The organism is Ruegeria sp. BF12 (assembly GCF_056538705.1).
This window is the reverse complement of sequence record NZ_JBQFTP010000002.1, coordinates 168,412-185,287: the sequence shown is the minus strand read 5'-3', so window position 1 is coordinate 185,287 and position 16,876 is coordinate 168,412. Positions and strand designations below refer to the sequence as shown.

The 16,876-nt window shown below is 59.0% G+C and carries 14 protein-coding genes; 11 read left to right on the top strand and 3 right to left on the bottom strand.

Annotated features, from left to right (window positions below; genetic code table 11):
• Positions 1 to 66: 66 nt before the first annotated feature.
• The gene (locus tag ACR0J0_RS03830; protein WP_480661384.1) at positions 67 to 414 is read left to right on the top strand and encodes a TfoX/Sxy family protein; all 348 of its coding nucleotides are present in this window, start codon (positions 67 to 69) and stop codon (positions 412 to 414) included.
• A 56-nt stretch (positions 415 to 470) separates the two neighbouring features.
• Here the strand turns inward: ACR0J0_RS03830 and ndk are convergent, their stop codons facing one another.
• A complete protein-coding gene (ndk, locus tag ACR0J0_RS03825; protein WP_170352964.1) occupies positions 471 to 893 on the bottom strand; it encodes a nucleoside-diphosphate kinase in 423 nt (140 codons plus the stop codon).
• Positions 894 to 1,007: 114 nt separating this feature from the next.
• The gene (locus ACR0J0_RS03820; RefSeq protein ID WP_480661383.1) at positions 1,008 to 2,210 is read right to left on the bottom strand and encodes a multidrug effflux MFS transporter; all 1,203 of its coding nucleotides are present in this window, start codon (positions 2,208 to 2,210) and stop codon (positions 1,008 to 1,010) included.
• A gap of 108 nt (positions 2,211 to 2,318) precedes the next feature.
• Here ACR0J0_RS03820 and ACR0J0_RS03815 point away from each other — a divergent pair, with 108 nt between their 5' ends.
• The 7 genes from ACR0J0_RS03815 (at position 2,319) to ACR0J0_RS03785 (ending at position 9,270) form a co-directional block, all read left to right on the top strand.
• Positions 2,319 to 4,172: an ABC-F family ATP-binding cassette domain-containing protein gene (locus ACR0J0_RS03815; RefSeq protein WP_480661382.1), complete on the top strand. Its 1,854-nt coding sequence runs from the start codon at positions 2,319 to 2,321 to the stop codon at positions 4,170 to 4,172.
• On the top strand, positions 4,169 to 4,792 hold the full coding sequence (locus ACR0J0_RS03810) for a MarC family protein (protein WP_480661381.1): 624 nt from the start codon (positions 4,169 to 4,171) through the stop codon (positions 4,790 to 4,792). The genes ACR0J0_RS03815 and ACR0J0_RS03810 overlap by 4 nt, the downstream gene beginning before the upstream one ends.
• A 41-nt stretch (positions 4,793 to 4,833) precedes the next feature.
• Positions 4,834 to 5,415 carry a retropepsin-like aspartic protease family protein gene (locus tag ACR0J0_RS03805; RefSeq protein ID WP_480661380.1) on the top strand — a complete coding sequence of 194 codons (582 nt, stop codon included), beginning with the start codon at positions 4,834 to 4,836 and terminating at the stop codon, positions 5,413 to 5,415.
• 60 nt (positions 5,416 to 5,475) lie between these two features.
• Positions 5,476 to 6,096, top strand: coding sequence for an ImuA family protein (locus tag ACR0J0_RS03800; protein ID WP_480661379.1), 621 nt, complete (start codon positions 5,476 to 5,478; stop codon positions 6,094 to 6,096).
• 62 nt (positions 6,097 to 6,158) lie between these two features.
• A complete protein-coding gene (locus ACR0J0_RS03795) occupies positions 6,159 to 7,373 on the top strand; it encodes an MFS transporter (protein WP_480661378.1) in 1,215 nt (404 codons plus the stop codon).
• Complete coding sequence (locus ACR0J0_RS03790; protein WP_480661377.1) at positions 7,370 to 7,966, top strand: YceI family protein; 597 nt, start codon at positions 7,370 to 7,372, stop codon at positions 7,964 to 7,966. The genes ACR0J0_RS03795 and ACR0J0_RS03790 overlap by 4 nt, the downstream gene beginning before the upstream one ends.
• A gap of 80 nt (positions 7,967 to 8,046) precedes the next feature.
• Positions 8,047 to 9,270, top strand: a complete 1,224-nt coding sequence (locus ACR0J0_RS03785; protein WP_480661376.1) for an MFS transporter — start codon at positions 8,047 to 8,049, stop codon at positions 9,268 to 9,270.
• Between the two features lie 134 nt (positions 9,271 to 9,404).
• Here the strand turns inward: ACR0J0_RS03785 and ACR0J0_RS03780 are convergent, their stop codons facing one another.
• Positions 9,405 to 10,343 (bottom strand): hypothetical protein, encoded by a 939-nt coding sequence (locus ACR0J0_RS03780; RefSeq protein ID WP_480661375.1) that lies wholly within the window; start codon positions 10,341 to 10,343, stop codon positions 9,405 to 9,407.
• A 174-nt stretch (positions 10,344 to 10,517) separates the two neighbouring features.
• On the opposite strand from ACR0J0_RS03780, the gene metG reads away from it, so the two are divergent.
• The 3 genes from metG (at position 10,518) to ACR0J0_RS03765 (ending at position 16,841) form a co-directional block, all read left to right on the top strand.
• A complete protein-coding gene (metG, locus tag ACR0J0_RS03775) occupies positions 10,518 to 12,236 on the top strand; it encodes a methionine--tRNA ligase (protein WP_480661374.1) in 1,719 nt (572 codons plus the stop codon).
• 285 nt (positions 12,237 to 12,521) lie between these two features.
• Positions 12,522 to 13,700, top strand: a complete 1,179-nt coding sequence (locus tag ACR0J0_RS03770) for an efflux RND transporter periplasmic adaptor subunit (protein ID WP_480661373.1) — start codon at positions 12,522 to 12,524, stop codon at positions 13,698 to 13,700.
• A 3-nt stretch (positions 13,701 to 13,703) separates the two neighbouring features.
• Positions 13,704 to 16,841 carry an efflux RND transporter permease subunit gene (locus ACR0J0_RS03765; protein WP_480661372.1) on the top strand — a complete coding sequence of 1,046 codons (3,138 nt, stop codon included), beginning with the start codon at positions 13,704 to 13,706 and terminating at the stop codon, positions 16,839 to 16,841.
• The last annotated feature ends 35 nt before the right edge of the window (positions 16,842 to 16,876 follow it).

Genomic DNA, 16,876 nt, shown 5'->3' with positions numbered 1-16,876 from the left:
TCTAGTTGCACGGAGTATCCGTAACAATCGAATGACTCTGTCCGATCACCCGGTTAAGACATGGGCATGTCTGACGCCGTCTCATCAATCCGCAACCTTGGCCCTGCCTTTGAACAATCTTGCGCACGCGCGGGCATACACTCGGCGCAGCAATTGCGGGAATTGGGGGCAGACGAGGCCTACGCCCGCCTGTTGCAGGCAGGCACGCGTCCACATTTCATCGGATATTATGTGCTGGTGATGGGGCTGCAGGGTCGCCCGTGGAACGACTGCAAAGGCGAGGAAAAGAAAGCCCTGCGCAAAAAGTTCGACGCGATTAAATCCAGCATCAGCACGGCGCCGGAAACCCAGATGATCTCTGATCTGGATGCGATTGGCATACGGGTTGCGCCGAAGGATCTTAAACAGGTCTGAAACGAAAAAGGCCGCACCCGGTTGGGATGCGGCCCTGATCTTTGACTGGTGTCGGATTAGCCGACCAGTTCGATGCCCGAGAAGAAGTAGGCGATCTCAACAGCCGCAGTTTCCGGGGCGTCCGAACCGTGGACCGAGTTTTCGCCAACCGACTCGGCGAACTCGGCGCGGATGGTGCCGGCTGCTGCGTCTGCGGGGTTGGTTGCGCCCATCACTTCGCGGTTTTTGGCAATGGCGCCTTCGCCTTCCAGAACCTGAACAACAACCGGTGCCGACGACATGAATTCGCACAGTTCGTCATAGAACGGACGCTCGGCGTGTACTTCGTAGAACTTGCCAGCTTGCTCTTTGGTCATGTGGATGCGCTTTTGCGCAACGATGCGCAGGCCGGCGTCTTCGAACTTGGCGTTGATTTTGCCAGTCAGGTTGCGGCGGGTTGCATCGGGTTTGATGATCGAGAATGTGCGTTCCAGTGCCATGTCGGCCTCTCCTTACTATATGGCGCGAGGTCCGCGCCGAAATCCATCGCGCGCCGCCTAACACGGTATGTGCCTCATGAAAAGTGGAATGATTGCGACCAAGGGAATTGGCGATCAGATTGTGTCCGGCAAGGGCTCCAGCGCGTCGACCCGGCGAACGTAAACAACGGCGAGCAGGCCGACAAAGCTGCTGGCAAACATCATCCCAAGTACCAGGTACGGCCCGTTTTCAGGCGTAACGAAAGCGCCTGTCATTGATGTCAGCACTGCCCCCAACGCCACGATCATGGCCCCGGATAGCCCCGCCGCGCTGCCGGCCAGCTTTGGGCGAACCGACATCACCCCAGCCGAGGCATTGGCATTGGTCAGCCCGTTGCCGAAACCCACGAAAACAGCTGAGCCAAAGAACACCCAGACTGACCCTTGATCCGCCAGGAAAAGTAGCAAGCCACAGAGAGGTCCAATCGAGGCGAAAACCCGGCCGATCAGGATCATCGTCGTCAGCTGCGTTCTGGCCGCGATCCGCCCGGTAATGAAGTTGCCGACCATGAAACCACCGGTGATGATACCAATCCCGAGGCCCAGCAAGGCAGGGCTCAGATCAAACCAAACAGCGGCCACAAGGGGCGCACCGGTGATAAAGCTAAAGAAGGCACCGATCGAGAAAGCGGCGCACAGCGCATAGCCCCAGAACCGGCGCGCACGAAACAGATGCGGGTATTCCTTCAATTGGGCAGAGAACGTTGCGGATCGGTTCGTATTCGTCTCGCCCATGTCCGCCCACAACAGTAGCAGCATTCCGGAACCAAGAGCGGAGTACAATACGAACCCGGCCCTCCAGCCAAACAGCGTATCCAACGCGCCGCCCAGCATCGGTCCCAGCATCGGAGCGAGAGCCATCGCCATAGCGACGTAGCCGAGTTTGCTGGCGGCCTCATTGGGGGTATACAGGTCGCGGATCGACGCGCTGGACAGCACAGGCCCGGCCACGACGGCCGCTTGCAGCAGGCGGAAACCAAGGAATACCCAGATCGACTCGGCCAAGACGCAACCCAAAGAGGCGAGCGCGAAAATACCCATGGAAATAAGCAGGATCGGCCTGCGACCAAATCGGTCCGACAAAGGCCCCATGATCAACTGCAGTACGGCGGACACAGCCAGATAGCCAGCAACCGACAGGTTGATCAGGGCGTAGTCGACCTGAAAGTCCTCTCCCATCCGCGCAAGCGACGGCAGAAACATGTTCAACGACAACACCGACAGCGCCGTGGCGAAAATCAATGTGATCAAAGAAGGGGGCGTCTTGGCCGCGCGCATGAGGAAAACCGTCGAGAAAAATCAATCGGACCAGCGCTAACACATCGTCTGAGCTTTGAACATGTCAAGCTGCTGGCGGCTGCATCACCGCTCTGCTAAGAGCGCGTCATGCTACGGATCGAAGACATAACCTACGCGGTTGAAGGCCGCCCCCTTTTCGACGGGGCCAGTGCGACAATTCCCGACGGCCACAAGGTTGGTCTTGTGGGGCGGAACGGCACGGGGAAAACCACCCTGTTCCGACTTATCCGCGGTGAGCTGGCCTTGGAATCGGGCAATATCGTGCTGCCGAAACGCGCCCGGATTGGTGGAGTGGCGCAAGAGGTGCCTTCCTCCGATGTCTCGCTGATCAACACGGTGCTGGCGGCCGATACCGAACGCAGTTCGTTGATGGCTGAGGCCGACAGCGCCACCGATCCCGCACGAATTGCCGAGATCCAAACCCGTCTGGCCGATATCGACGCCTGGTCGGCTGAGGCGCGCGCGGCCTCGATCCTCAAAGGTCTGGGCTTTGATGACGAGGACCAGTTGCGCCCCTGTTCCGATTTCTCGGGCGGTTGGCGAATGCGGGTTGCTCTTGCAGCGGTTCTGTTCTCCCAGCCTGATCTGCTGTTATTGGACGAACCGACCAACTATCTGGACCTCGAAGGTGCCTTGTGGCTGGAAAGCTATCTGGCCAAGTATCCGCACACGGTCATCATCATCAGTCACGACCGCGGATTACTGAACCGGGCGGTCGGATCAATCCTGCATCTGGAAGACCGCAAGCTGACCTACTATGCGGTTCCCTATGACAAGTTCGCAGAACGCCGCGCCGAACGTCTGGCACAGGCTGAATCCGAGAACGCCAAGGCCAAGGCCCGCATCGCCCATCTACAAAGCTTTGTGGACCGCTTCCGCTACAAGGCGTCCAAAGCGGTTCAGGCGCAGTCTCGCCTGAAGATGATAGAACGCATCCAACTGGTCTCGACCCCACAAGAGGCTGCTTTGCGCGCGTTCTCATTCCCCGAGCCCGAGGAACTGTCCCCACCGATCATCCAGATCGAAGGCGGTGCGACCGGCTATGGCAAAACTGAAGTGTTGCGCCGTCTGAACCTGCGCATCGATCAGGACGACCGCATCGCCCTGTTGGGGAAGAACGGCCAAGGTAAATCGACCTTGTCCAAGCTGCTGTCCGACCGCCTGCCCCTGATGGCCGGCAAGATGACCCGCAGCAACAGGCTGCGCATCGGCTATTTTGCGCAACATCAGGTGGACGAACTGCATGTGGACGAGACGCCGCTGGACCACCTACGGCGGCTGCGGCCGGATGAAGCTCCCGGCAAGTGGCGCTCGCGTCTGGCCGGGTTCGGGTTGAACGCGGATCAGGCGGAAACTCTGGTCGGTCGGCTGTCCGGCGGTCAAAAGGCACGGCTGTCGTTGCTGATCGCCACCATCGACGCGCCGCATATGCTGATCCTCGACGAACCGACCAACCACCTGGACATCGAAAGCCGCGAGGCACTGGTTGAGGCGCTGACCGCCTATTCCGGTGCAGTGGTTCTGGTCAGCCACGACATGCACCTGCTGTCGCTGGTTGCGGATCGGCTATGGCTGGTCTCGGACGGAACGGTCAAACCTTTCGACGGCGATCTTGAAACCTATCGCACCATGCTGCTGGCCCGCGACAAACCGATAAAAGAAAAGCCGCAGACCGCAAAACCCAAGCGCCCCTCGCGCGAGGCGGTGCTCGCGCTGCGCGCAGACCTGCGCAAATGCGAGGACCGGATCGAGAAACTGACGGATATGCACGAGAAGCTCTCGGCCAAACTGGCGGACCCTGCCCTGTACGAGGATAACAAGATCAACGATCTTGAGGCGTGGAACCGCAAGTTCGCCGAAGTGGTCGAAGCCATGCAAAAGGCCGAGGCCCTCTGGGTCGCCGCCGCCGAACGCCTCGAAAACGCTGAGAACGCGGCATGATGGATTTTGCCTTTTTTATCACCGCCTTCACTACCCTGTTCGTGGTGATCGACCCCTTTGGCACAACGCCGATCTTCGTGGCGCTGACACAGGGTATGGACTCCCGCGCCCGCCGTAAGGTCGCGTTGCGTACCTGTGCGACGGCCTCAGGCATCCTGATCGCCTTTGCCGCCTTCGGCGAGGCGGTTTTGGGCTTTGTCGGTATCTCTATGGAGGCGTTCAAGGTCGCCGGAGGCGCGTTGCTGTTCCTGACCGCGCTGGACATGTTGTTCGAGCGCCGCACCAAACGCCGCGAGGATCGGGTCGAAGAAGAAGAGGAACACCCGGACCCGTCGGTGTTCCCTCTGGCCATTCCGCTGGTCGCCGGACCGGGGTCAATTGCGACGATCATCCTGCTGGCCGGACAACATCCCGGCATTCTCGGCATCGCCGAAGCCTGCATCGTCATGCTGGCGGTCATGGCCGTGGTGTTGACGTTTTTTCTGTCAGGCGGCCTGATTGCGCGCATGCTGGGCAAAACCGGACTGAACGTGCTGACGCGGTTGCTGGGCATGTTGCTGGCGGCGCTGTCGGTTCAGTTCATTCTGGATGGCCTTAAGGCCTTTGGATTTGCGTCATAAATCCCCATATACCTTTAAGGTGAATTGGTTAGGGTAACAGTATGGATGGCGACAGCATTGCACGTTTGGCGTATCTGGGACTGCTTGGCGCGGCCGTGGCGGCGTGGTTTTTCTCGCAAAATCGCCAATCGCTGAACAAGACGCTGCAACAGGTGGTTGCCTGGGTGCTGATCTTCATCGGCGTCATCGCTGTTGTCGGCCTGTGGGAGGACATCCGAACAACCGTCAGCCCCGCCCCGCAGATGACAGTCACGGGCCAAACGGTCGAGGTTCCGCGCGCCTATGACGGGCATTACTACCTGCCTGTTGAGGTGAATGGAGAGCCGATCACCTTCCTTGTCGACACGGGCGCAAGCCAGATTGTCCTGAGCGAACAAGACGCCAAGCGCATTGGCGTTGATCCCGACCAACTGAACTATTTTGGTCGCGCCGCCACCGCGAACGGAGAGGTTCGCACAGCACCGGTGCGACTCGATACCCTGACCCTTGGGCCGATCACCGACCGAAACGTGTCAGCCTGGGTGAATGAGGGTGAGTTGCATCAATCGCTGTTGGGCATGGATTATTTGCATCGGTTCTCGAATATCCAGTTCGCCGATGGCCGTCTGATTTTGGCGCGCTGAACGGGTCAACGGCCCCATTCCTTAATTGAGAACAAAGTGAGAACATGCTAATCTGACGGCATGTCTACAAACCTTCTTGGCCGCAAACCCGCGCGTGAGGCGCCGGGGATACATCTCCATCCGCAGATCAGCCTGCAACTGGCCCGCGTGCACGAGGCCTGCGGCCCTGCCCGGCGCAGCTTTGCCATGTGGTTGGCTGGTCAGGCACAGGGGCCGGTGCTGTGGATTTCGCCCGCGTGGGAACCGGGGCAGCTGAACCCTGACGGGATGATGGCCTTTGCCGATCCGGCCCGGTTCCTGTTCGTCCGCCCGACCCGATCCGAAGACCTGCTGTGGTGTATCGAAGAGGCGCTGCGCAGCGGGGCCATCCCGTTGGTCATCGGTGATCTGCCGGGCGCGCCGGGCCTGACGCCAGTGCGGCGGATGCATCTGGCCGCAGAACAAGGCGGCGCGATGGGGCGGGCTCCACTGGGGCTGCTGCTGACGCCCGGTGACGACGGCGCGCAGGGGGTCGAGACGCGCTGGCACATGGCGGCGACCCACAAGGCCGAGGCCCGACGCTGGACCCTGACCCGCCGACGCGCCCGCGCCCTGCCCCCGGTCAGCTGGCACGCCACCCAGACCAAACCGCGTGCTGGCCTGCACCTGCAGCAGATCGCCACAGAAGACACACCCGTGTGATCATGCGCCCCTCACGGGAGTTGTGACTGGCCAAAACATGGGGCGAGCCCTAGCGTTTCCGCATGAGCCACGCGATCCACGATAGTTCGTACTCCTGGCTGCGCCTTGCGATCACCCTGATCATCGCAACCGTGGCAAATGTGGGAATGTGGGCCGTCATCGTCGTGATGCCCGCTGTCGAAGCGCAGTTCGGCGCCGGACGAGCCGAAGCGGCGATGCCCTACACGCTGGCCATGATCGGATTTGCTCTGGGCAATCTGTGGATGGGGCATTTGGTGGACCGGCTGGGTGTAACCAAAGCCCTGATCGGGGCCGCAATCCTAAGCGCCGTCAGCTATCTGTTGGCAACGCTGTCCCCCAGCATTGTTCTATTGTCCGTCGCACATCTTCTTTTGGGTCTCGGTGCGTCAATCGGCTTTGGACCTTTGATCGCCGATATCTCGCACTGGTTCATGAAGCGACGCGGGATCGCAGTGGGCCTCGTGGCCAGCGGCAACTACTTGTCCGGGGCAATCTGGCCCACCTTACTGTCCGGCATATTGGCGCGAGAAGGCTGGCAGCAGGTTTACCTGACACTGGCGGTCATAACGTTGGTCGTCGTCATCCCCCTATCCCTGCTATTGCGTCGCCAAGTCCCGGACGAGGCGCACAGCACCGCCGCATTCGCGGCGCAAATCAAAGCGCGAAGCGTCGGAATATCACCCCGGACGCTGCAGTATGTTCTAGGGTTGGCCGGGGTCTCGTGCTGCGTCGCGATGTCGATGCCACAGGTGCATATCGTGTCCTACTGCGTCGGGTTGGGATATGGACCCGCAGTTGGTGCCGAGATGCTGTCTCTGATGCTGTTCGGGGGGGTCATCAGCCGAGTCATCTCGGGCCTTGTCGCCGATCAACTGGGTGGCGTTCGAACAGTCCTGATTGGCTCGGTCCTGCAATGCCTCGCCCTGTTTTTGTTCCTGCCCTACGACGGGATGGTTACGCTGTACGTGATCAGCCTGCTCTTTGGACTGTCACAAGGCGGCATTGTCCCCGGCTATGCCCTAGTGGTGCGCGAATACATGCCCCCTCAAGAAGCAGGTGCACGTGTGGGGTTTGTCATGATGATGACCATCATGGGCATGGCTTTGGGAGGATGGATGTCCGGCTGGATCTACGACGTCACCGGCAGTTACCAACTGGCCTTCATAAACGGCATCCTCTGGAACGGCCTGAATATCGGCATTCTGCTGTTCCTGCTCAGCCGTTCCCGGCCGCGCAGGCAAGAGGTTCCGGCATGAGAGCGCTGACAAGACGATTCATGCTGGCGGGTCTGGCGACGTTGCCGTTGGCACGACAAACGCAGGCCGCTTTGATTCCTTACATGTTGTCTCCGGTCGGGACATCTGTCGGCTTTTCCTTCACGCTCTCTGGGGTCGCCCAGTCAGGCACGATGCCGATCCAATCCGCCAACATCCAAATCGACACCGATCAGTTGCAAAACAGCCGCGTCACCGTGGTTTTGAATGTGGCCGCTGCACGCACCAGGCTGCCCTTTGCCCGCGGCCCGATGCTGAGTCAAAGCGTTCTGAACGCACAGGACTTTCCAACCATCACATTCAAATCCACCCAAATTCAGCTTGGCCCAACCGGCCGCATCTCCGAAGGCGCGACCATAACCGGAGATCTGACCGTTCGCGGTGTGACGCGCCCGGTGACGCTCAGAGCCAATCTCTATCGCAGACCCGGCACTGCGGCGGATGCTCTGAGCGCTCTGTCCATTCGGCTATCCGGTGCATTGAACCGCAATGCGTTTGGCGCATCCGGATACCCGGATCTGGTCGCGGACACCGTCTCTCTCAACATCCGAGCCGAACTGGTCCGCAAGACCTGACACACGAAAGGCAAAAAACGACGCGCAAAAGTCGAATTAGCACGCGCAATGCGGGCTAATACAGTAATGCTGGCCCTACTATGCGCACGATCATTTCTTTTGCCGCCCTATTTCTTTCGGTCATTCTTCTGCAGCTCTCGACGGGCGGCGTGGGACCATTGGACGCCATTTCGGGCCTGACGCTAAACTTCTCAACCGAACAAATCGGTTTGCTGGGATCGGCGCATTTTCTTGGATTTTTTATTGGGTGCTGGTGGGCCCCGCGGCTTATGGGCAACGTCGGCCACTCTCGCGCCTTTGCGGTCTGCACTGCTTTGGGTGCGATGGGACTGATCGGTCACACCCTGACCGACAACCCGTATATCTGGGCAGCGCTTAGGATCGCATCCGGAACCTGCGTCGCGGGCAGCTATACTGTGATCGAGGCATGGCTGAACACCAAGGTCACCAATGAGACGCGCGGGCGCGCCATGGGCACTTACCGCATCGTCGATATGGGGGCTTCCCTCGGCGCGCAGCTGATCATCGCCGTTCTGCCACCCGCATCTTATGTCTCTTACAACCTGTTGGCGATTCTATGCTGCGCCGCTCTTTTGCCCCTTACGATGACGCGAGCCAGTCAGCCCGAAACGCCGGATGCTCCGCGCCTGCGACCGAAACTGGCTTGGCGCAGTTCACCATTGGCGGTCGCTGGCGTGATTGTGGCCGCGTTGAGCTCGGCTTCATTCCGGATGGTGGGCCCCGTCTATGGGCAAGAGGTTGGACTGGGCGTTGATCAAATCGCCTTCTTTCTGGCCTCTTTTGTTCTGGGCGGGGCGCTTGCCCAGTATCCGATGGGTTGGCTTGCGGACAAATACGACCGGCGCTGGGTATTGATCTGGCTTTCCGTTGCCGCGGTTCTGAGTTGCGGAGTAACAATGGCAGCAAGCGGAACAGGCACGATAGGCGTCATGACGGCCGCCGTTCTGTTTGGTTTCACAACGTTCCCCATCTTCTCGGTGTCATCGGCGCACGCAAATGACTTTGCCACAACGGAACAACGGGTTGAGTTATCGGCCGCGCTGATGTTCTGGTACGCGCTGGGTGCAATTGCCTCGCCCTATGTTTCGTCCACCTTGATCCAACAGTTCGGCCCGGGTGCACTGTTTGCCTTCGTGGCACTGGGGCATGTGTTCCTGATTGTTTTCGGCCTTGCACGAATGCGGTCGCGTCCGACACCGGAAGAGAGAACCAACTATGTCTATGCGCCACGCACGTCGTTCACGATTGGCCGCTTGCTGAAACGGTCCCGCGAAGGGCGATAGCACAAGAGGCGGGAGTTTCCCGGGTTGGCAACGTTATCGATTGGCCACAGATTCCTCGTGAACCGATCCGAACTCATCGACTTGCTCGATGGTCAACCTCTCAAGCGATTGCGCGGGGGGTGGAGCCCGGAATGCTACTCCGACGGCGGCGGGGACGGGATCATTTCATCCAAAAGCGAGCCCGCTTCATAACCCAGCAGGTCAACTTCCATACGCCCCGGATCCCCGAACGCCCAGGCACCGACAAGACGTTGCATTCGCTCATAGCCGACGAAATCGGCCATCGCTTTGTTCCCATGCGCGTTTTCGGCAAACATGACCTGGCCCGCCGCGACTTTCTCGGGCATCACCCGCTCCAGATACAGTTCGACGACGTTTATTCCCGTCACATTCGACCCACCGTGATGAACGACATACATATCGTCCCAGACTTCTTTGCTGACCGCAGCGCGCGCGTCCGACACCGCCTTGTGTAACGTGGCCAGCTCGGCCCGCGCCGCTTCGCGCATGTTGGCCGCCCAAATCGGGCGCATGTCGTTGATTGCATCTGTCACGTCCTGCCGCGTGAGTGTCCCGCGTTTGACCGCCCCGCTGACAAAGCTACTAGCGCCTTCCAGCATCTGCCGTTGCCGGGCGATTTCTTCTTTCGGAAGGTCGAGGTCGTTGATCGCGGCCAGCAGGGTGTCGATTTCCTGTGCGATCGTTGCAAAATCCTGCTTCCAGCGCGGATTCTCGCTGCCTTCGTTCGGCCATGGGGTGACTGCTCCGATAATCCCAAGCAGAACGTGAGAAGTTGACTTGAAAATGAGATAGTTCGGTGCACCCCTCGGGAACGAAACCTCGCCATTGTCGGACATGATGGTGACGTCCCGCGCGATCACCATAACCGGCCGGGTTTCTGCTGTCAGCGCATCCTGACCCCGGCGAAAAATCGACAGCATCGCTTTGTCGAAGGCCCCAACAGCGTCCATGGCTTTACTTTGATCGGCCCAAACGCCGGGTGGTACCGCAAAAAGGCCCAAACAGAGAATAACGGTCAGATGTTTCAGGCGTTCAACCGAAAATAGTTTCATATTGCCCCCCGCGTGACTGATGCACCTAATTATACACGTTTACGGGAAATTACGCGAAAGCCCGTGTCAGACCCGCTCTTACCAGCCTTTCGGTCGCTTATCCGCGAATGCGGGGTTTTGCTGGCCCGTTACATAATGTAGACGGGCGCGCAGACAGTTACGCGGATACGGAACATGGCTCGGATTCTCATCACCTCGGCGATACCCTACATCAACGGGATCAAGCACCTCGGAAACCTGATCGGCTCGCAATTGCCGGCGGATCTGTACGCGCGCTACCAGCGCGGCCGGGGGAACGAGGTCATGTTCCTGTGCGCCACGGACGAGCACGGCACACCGGCCGAGTTAGCGGCCGCAAAAGCAGGTAAGCCGGTCGCAGAGTATTGCGCCGAGATGCATGGCGTACAGTCCGACATCGCAAACCGCTTTGGGCTGAGCTTTGACCACTTTGGCCGATCTTCCAGCGAGCAGAACAAGCATCTGACGCAACATTTTGCCGGTAAGTTGGACGACGCGGGCCTGATCCGCGAAGTGAGCGAGAAACAGGTCTATTCCAACGCCGATGGCCGCTTTCTGCCTGACCGTTACATCGAGGGCACCTGCCCCAACTGCGGGTATGAGCGCGCGCGCGGTGATCAGTGCGAAAACTGCACCAAGCAACTGGACCCGACTGACCTGATCGAACCGCGCTCGGCCATTTCCGGCTCGACCGATCTGGAAGTGCGCGAGACCAAGCACCTGTATCTGCGTCAATCTGCGATGAAAGATCAGTTGGACGCATGGATTGACAGCAAGAGCGACTGGCCGATCCTGACGACATCCATTGCCAAGAAGTGGCTACATGATGGTGACGGACTGCAGGATCGTGGTATCACCCGCGATCTGGACTGGGGTGTACCGGTCAAGAAGGGCGATCAGGACTGGCCGGGGATGGAAGGCAAAGTCTTCTATGTCTGGTTCGATGCGCCCATCGAGTACATCGCCTGCGCCAAGGAATGGGCGGATGCGAATGGCAAATCTGATGCCGACTGGGAACGCTGGTGGCGCACCGACAAGGGCGCGGATGACGTGCGCTATGTCCAGTTCATGGGCAAGGACAACGTGCCCTTCCACACACTGTCTTTCCCGGCGACCATTCTGGGTTCGGGCGAGCCGTGGAAGATGGTCGATCACCTGAAATCCTTCAACTACCTGAACTATGACGGTGGCCAATTCTCGACCTCTCAGGGTCGTGGCGTGTTCATGGATCAGGCGCTGGATATCCTGCCCGCCGACTTCTGGCGTTGGTGGCTGCTGAGCCACGCGCCGGAAAGCAGCGACAGTGAGTTCACGTGGGAGAACTTCCAACAATCGGTGAACAAGGATCTGGCCGACGTTTTGGGCAACTTTGTCAGCCGGATCACGAAATTCTGTCGCTCGAAATTCGGTGAGGCCGTTCCCGAGGGCGGCGCATACGGCGAGCGTGAGCAAGCCCTGATCGACGATCTGACCAAACGCGTCCGCGCCTATGAGGGGCATCTGGAGGCAATGGAGGTTCGCAAATCCGCGCAGGAACTGCGCGCGATCTGGGTCGCGGGCAACGAATACCTTCAGGCCGCCGCGCCGTGGTCGACCTTCAAGGAAGACCCGGAACAGGCCGCTGCCCAGGTGCGCCTGGGCCTCAACCTGATCCGCCTCTATGCAGTACTCAGCGCACCGTTCATTCCGGAAACTTCGGCAAAAATGCTCAGCGCGATGAATACGCTTGATACTGGCTGGCCCGAAGATGTGTCTGCCGCGTTGAGCGCCCTTCCCGCCGGACATGACTTCACGGTCCCGGATGTGCTGTTCGCCAAAATCACGGATGATCAACGTGAAGACTGGCAGTCCCGGTTCGCAGGCACGCGGGACTAAAAAGTCATTCAGACGACCAACCGGGAAGGCAATTTTGCCCCCCCTTTTCTTTGGTCATCCGCTGAGCCCGCCTATTGCCACGGCACCAATCCGCCGAATACTTATCGAAAAGTGCCGGTAAACCTGCCACCTGTCATGATAATTTCAGGATCCGTGTTCCGGTAACAGGCGTGAACAAGGTTGAGAAATACATTCAAACCCGCCATCCTGACGAAAAGTTCCAGCGACTCGGCCCGTCAGTGACGGTTCGGGTCGCATATAGTTTTCTTCAACGAGGCAATCGCCATGTCCCTTGTACCGACGTTTTCGAAATCCCATCACGGCAGCCGTGCCGGCAAGCTCATCTGGCCTTCCGCCGCTGTGATCTGTCTGGGACTGGCAAATGCCGCCGTCGCACAGGACCAAAGCGAAGCCCCGCCACCGAAAGTCTCGATTGCAGCCGCTTATACCGAAGAGATAACGGATGAGGCCGTGTTCATCGGGCGCGCCGAGGCGATCGACAAGGTCGACATCGTTGCCCGGGTAAACGGGTTCCTGGAAACCCAGGATGTTGAAGACGGTGCGCTGGTTCAAAAAGACGACCTGCTGTTCACTATCGAACCCGATCTTTACGAGGCGACATTGGAAGCCCGCAAGGCTGATCTGGACCGAGCCGAGGCCAATCTTGAACTGGCCAAGGTCGATCTGGCCCGGAAGGAAGAGTTGTATAAACGCGACGCCACGCCAGAATCCGAGCGTGACATCGCCCGCGCCAATGAACTGGTCGCCGAGGCCGAGGTCAAAGCGGCACATGCGGCCATTCAGCAAGCCGAATTGGATTTGAGCTATACCGAGATCCACGCACCGTTTGCGGGCCGGATCGGTCGCGTGGAAACAAGTGTCGGCGACGTGGTGGGGCCAACAAACCCGCCGCTCGTGAACCTTGTGAGCGAGGCACCCATCTACGTGAATTTCTCGTTGAATGAAAAGCAGTTCACCACGGTTCTTGAACAATACGGCGAAAGCGCTGCGTCGTTGGCCGAAAGCAACAAAAGCCCGAATGTGCACCTCACACTGCCCAACGGAACAGATTTGGATGAGACCGGCAGAATTGTGTTTGTCGACAACCGCATCGACCCACTGACCGGTGCGATCACGGTTCGGGCAGAATTCCCTAACGAAAATCGGTTTATCATCGATGGACAATTCCTGAGCGTTCAGATCGAGGCGCTTGAGCCCACGCTTCAGGTGCTGGTCCCGCAGGCCGCATTGCAGCGCGATCAGCGTGGCGAGTTTGTTCTGGTGGTCAATGACAAGCAACTGGTCGAACAGCGCTATATCACCACTGGCGATACCGTCGGAACTGCGATCATCGTGCTGGATGGCTTGCGCGAAGGCGAAAGCGTGATCGTCGAGGGCCTGCAAAGGGTTCGCCCAGGTGTGGCGGTAGATGCCGTCGTCGCCTCTGAACAGCCGGGAGAATAACGGATGTTCTCGGCCCTGTTCATCAGCCGGCCCAAGCTGGCGCTTGTTATTTCGCTTGTCCTGACCATCATGGGCGGTATCGGCTATCTGGTTTTGCCGGTTGCCCAGTTCCCGGACATTACACCACCTGTGGTCAGCGTAACGACCACCTACACCGGCGCAAACGCCGAAACCGTGGAAAACACCGTTGCCGCGCCGATCGAGGCGCAAGTCAACGGTGTGGACGACATGATTTATATGACGTCTACCTCGTCCGATAACGGCTCGTATTCGCTGAATATCACGTTCGAAGTGGGCACCGATCCCGATATTGCCTCGGTCAACGTGCAGAACCGCGTGGCGCAGGCGATGTCCTCGCTGCCGTCCGAGGTAACGTCGTCAGGTGTTGTCACGCAAAAAGCGTCGACCAACATGCTGTTGCTGGTGACGCTAACATCACCGAACGGCACTTATGACAGCGTGTTCCTTTCCAACTATGCCTCGATCAACCTGAAAGACGCGCTGGCGCGGGTTCAGGGCGTTGGTAAGGCGGACGTTCTGACCAATCTGGAATACGCCATGCGTATCTGGATGGACCCCGACAAGATGGCAGCTCTGTCCATCACTCCAGGGGACGTGATCAGCGCCATTCGTGAACAGAACGTCGAGGTATCGGCCGGTTCCATCGGCGCGCCGCCGGTGCCGGAAGGACAAACCTTTCAATACACCATCAAGACCAAAGGCCGCCTGACCTCGGCTGCCGAGTTTGGTGACATTGTCATCCGCACTGGTGATGCAGGGTCAATCGTGCGTGTCAAAGATATCGCCAAGGTGGAGCTAGGCGCGCAATACTATGCTGCTTCGGGCTATTTCGACAGCGTTCCTGCCACCGTTATCGGCATCTATCAGGCCCCCGGCGCGAACGCGCTGGCGGTCTCTGAACGGGTCGAAGCCGAACTGGAACGGTTGTCACGCACCTTCCCGACGGATGTGGAATACGACGTCCCCTTCAACACCACTGACTTTGTAGAACAGTCTTTGAATGACGTGGTTACAACCCTGATCCTGACTTTCACGCTGGTGATCACGGTTGTGTTTGTTTTCCTTGGCAGCTGGCGGGCAACCATCATTCCCGCGGTTGCGATCCCGGTCTCACTGATCGGTACATTTGCCTTCCTGCTCTTGTTCGGCATGTCGCTGAACACGATTTCGTTGTTCGCGCTGGTGCTGGCCATCGGGATCGTGGTGGATGACGCCATCGTTGTGGTCGAAAACGTCGAACGGATCATCGCAGATGAAGGTCTTCCACCGGCTGAGGCGACACGCAAAGCCATGGGGCAAATCACCGGTCCGGTGATTGCAACCACGCTGGTTCTGTTGGCGGTGTTTGTGCCTGTGACCTTCATGCCCGGCATCTCGGGGCGGCTCTATTCGCAATTCGCCGTGACGATCTCAACCGCGGTTGTGATCTCATCGATCAATGCTTTGACCCTTTCGCCCGCTTTGTGTGGGCTTGTGCTGAAACCGCGCTCAGGCCCGCCCAAAGGACTGTTGGCGTTGTTTGAAAACTTTATCGGCTCCATTCGGACGGGCTATGTCGCGATTGTTCGCAAGCTGCTTATTCTGCCGGTTGTCGGGCTGGGCGTCATTGTCGTGCTGGCCATGGGTACGGGCACGATCATGTCCAACACATCCAGCGGCTTCCTTCCTCTTGAGGACAACGGTTATCTGTTTGTTGATATTCAGCTTCCCGATGCCGCGACTCTGGAACGGACCGAGGTTGTGTCCGGCCGGGTCGACGATCAGATTCAGCAGATCCCGGGCGTGGCGAGCACGGTTCTGATCAACGGTTTCTCGATCCTCAACGGCACAACCACAAACGGCGCCGCGATCTTTGTGAACCTCGACAACTGGGACGACCGTCAAGAAGACGACCTGAGTGCGGATGCTATTCTGCAAAAGGTCTTGGCCATCGCATACGGTGAGTCCGCGGCTTCGATCGTGGCATTCAACCCGCCACCAATTCAAGGCCTCGGGAACTCGGCAGGTGTTGAGATGGAGGTTCAGCAAACTGGCGGCGGCACGCCGCAGGATCTGGCCTCGGCCGTGGGGTCGTTCGTCTATGCGGCGAACCAGCGCCCCGAAATCGGACAGGCCTACACCACCTTCCGCGCAAACGTGCCACAGCTGTTTGTCGATCTGGACCGCGAAAAAGCCAAAACGCTGGAAGTCTCGGTCGCCGAGGTTTTCCAGACGATGCAGGCGCAATTGGGGTCGTATTACGTGAACGACTTCAACCTGTTCGGGCGGGTCTATCGTGTAATGATCCAGGCCGAAGGGTCGTATCGCGACAATGTCGACGATATCTCGAACCTTTACGTGCGTTCGACCAAAGGTGAGATGGTGCCCTTGGGTACGCTCATCGATGTCGAAAACGTTCTGGGCCCGGTTTTGCTGAAGCGTCACAACCTGTTCAGATCCGCGACTGTGACAGCGGTTCCGGCTGAGGGTCTTTCGACCGGGGATGCGATCACAGTGATGACCGAAGAATCGGCCACCGCCCTGCCACCTGGATACGCCTTTGAATGGACCGGGACTGCGCAACAGCAGTTGGCTTCGGGTGGTCTGGTCATCGTGATCCTCGGGCTGGCGATCCTGTTTGGGTATCTGTTCCTCGTGGGGCAATACGAAAGCTGGACTATGCCGGTATCGATCCTGCTGTCGGTGATCGTGGCGCTGTTTGGTGCTGTGGCCGCTGTGGCCATCGTTGGCAGCGACATCAACCTGTACACGCAGATCGGGATGATCATGCTTGTGGGGCTCGCCTCGAAAAACGGCATTCTTATCGTTGAATTCGCGATGGAGCAAAGGGCCAAAGGCCTGTCGATCCGGGACGCCGCCGCCGAAGCCGCCTATCAGCGTTTCCGCGCGGTGATGATGACAGCCTTGTCGTTCCTCTTGGGTGTGGTTCCGCTGCTCGCAGCAAGCGGCGCGGGCGCAGCGAGCCAGAAGGCAATTGGTGTGGCCGTATTCGGCGGGATGCTGGCGGCCACACTGGTCGGCGTTATCCTTGTGCCGGTCCTCTACGCCTTGATGCAAAGCCTGCGGGAGTGGATCAAGGGAACCAAGAACGATCCCGACCCATCCGAGGAAGCCGCGTGATCCAAAACAAAAAGCCCCGCCAATCCGGCGGGGCT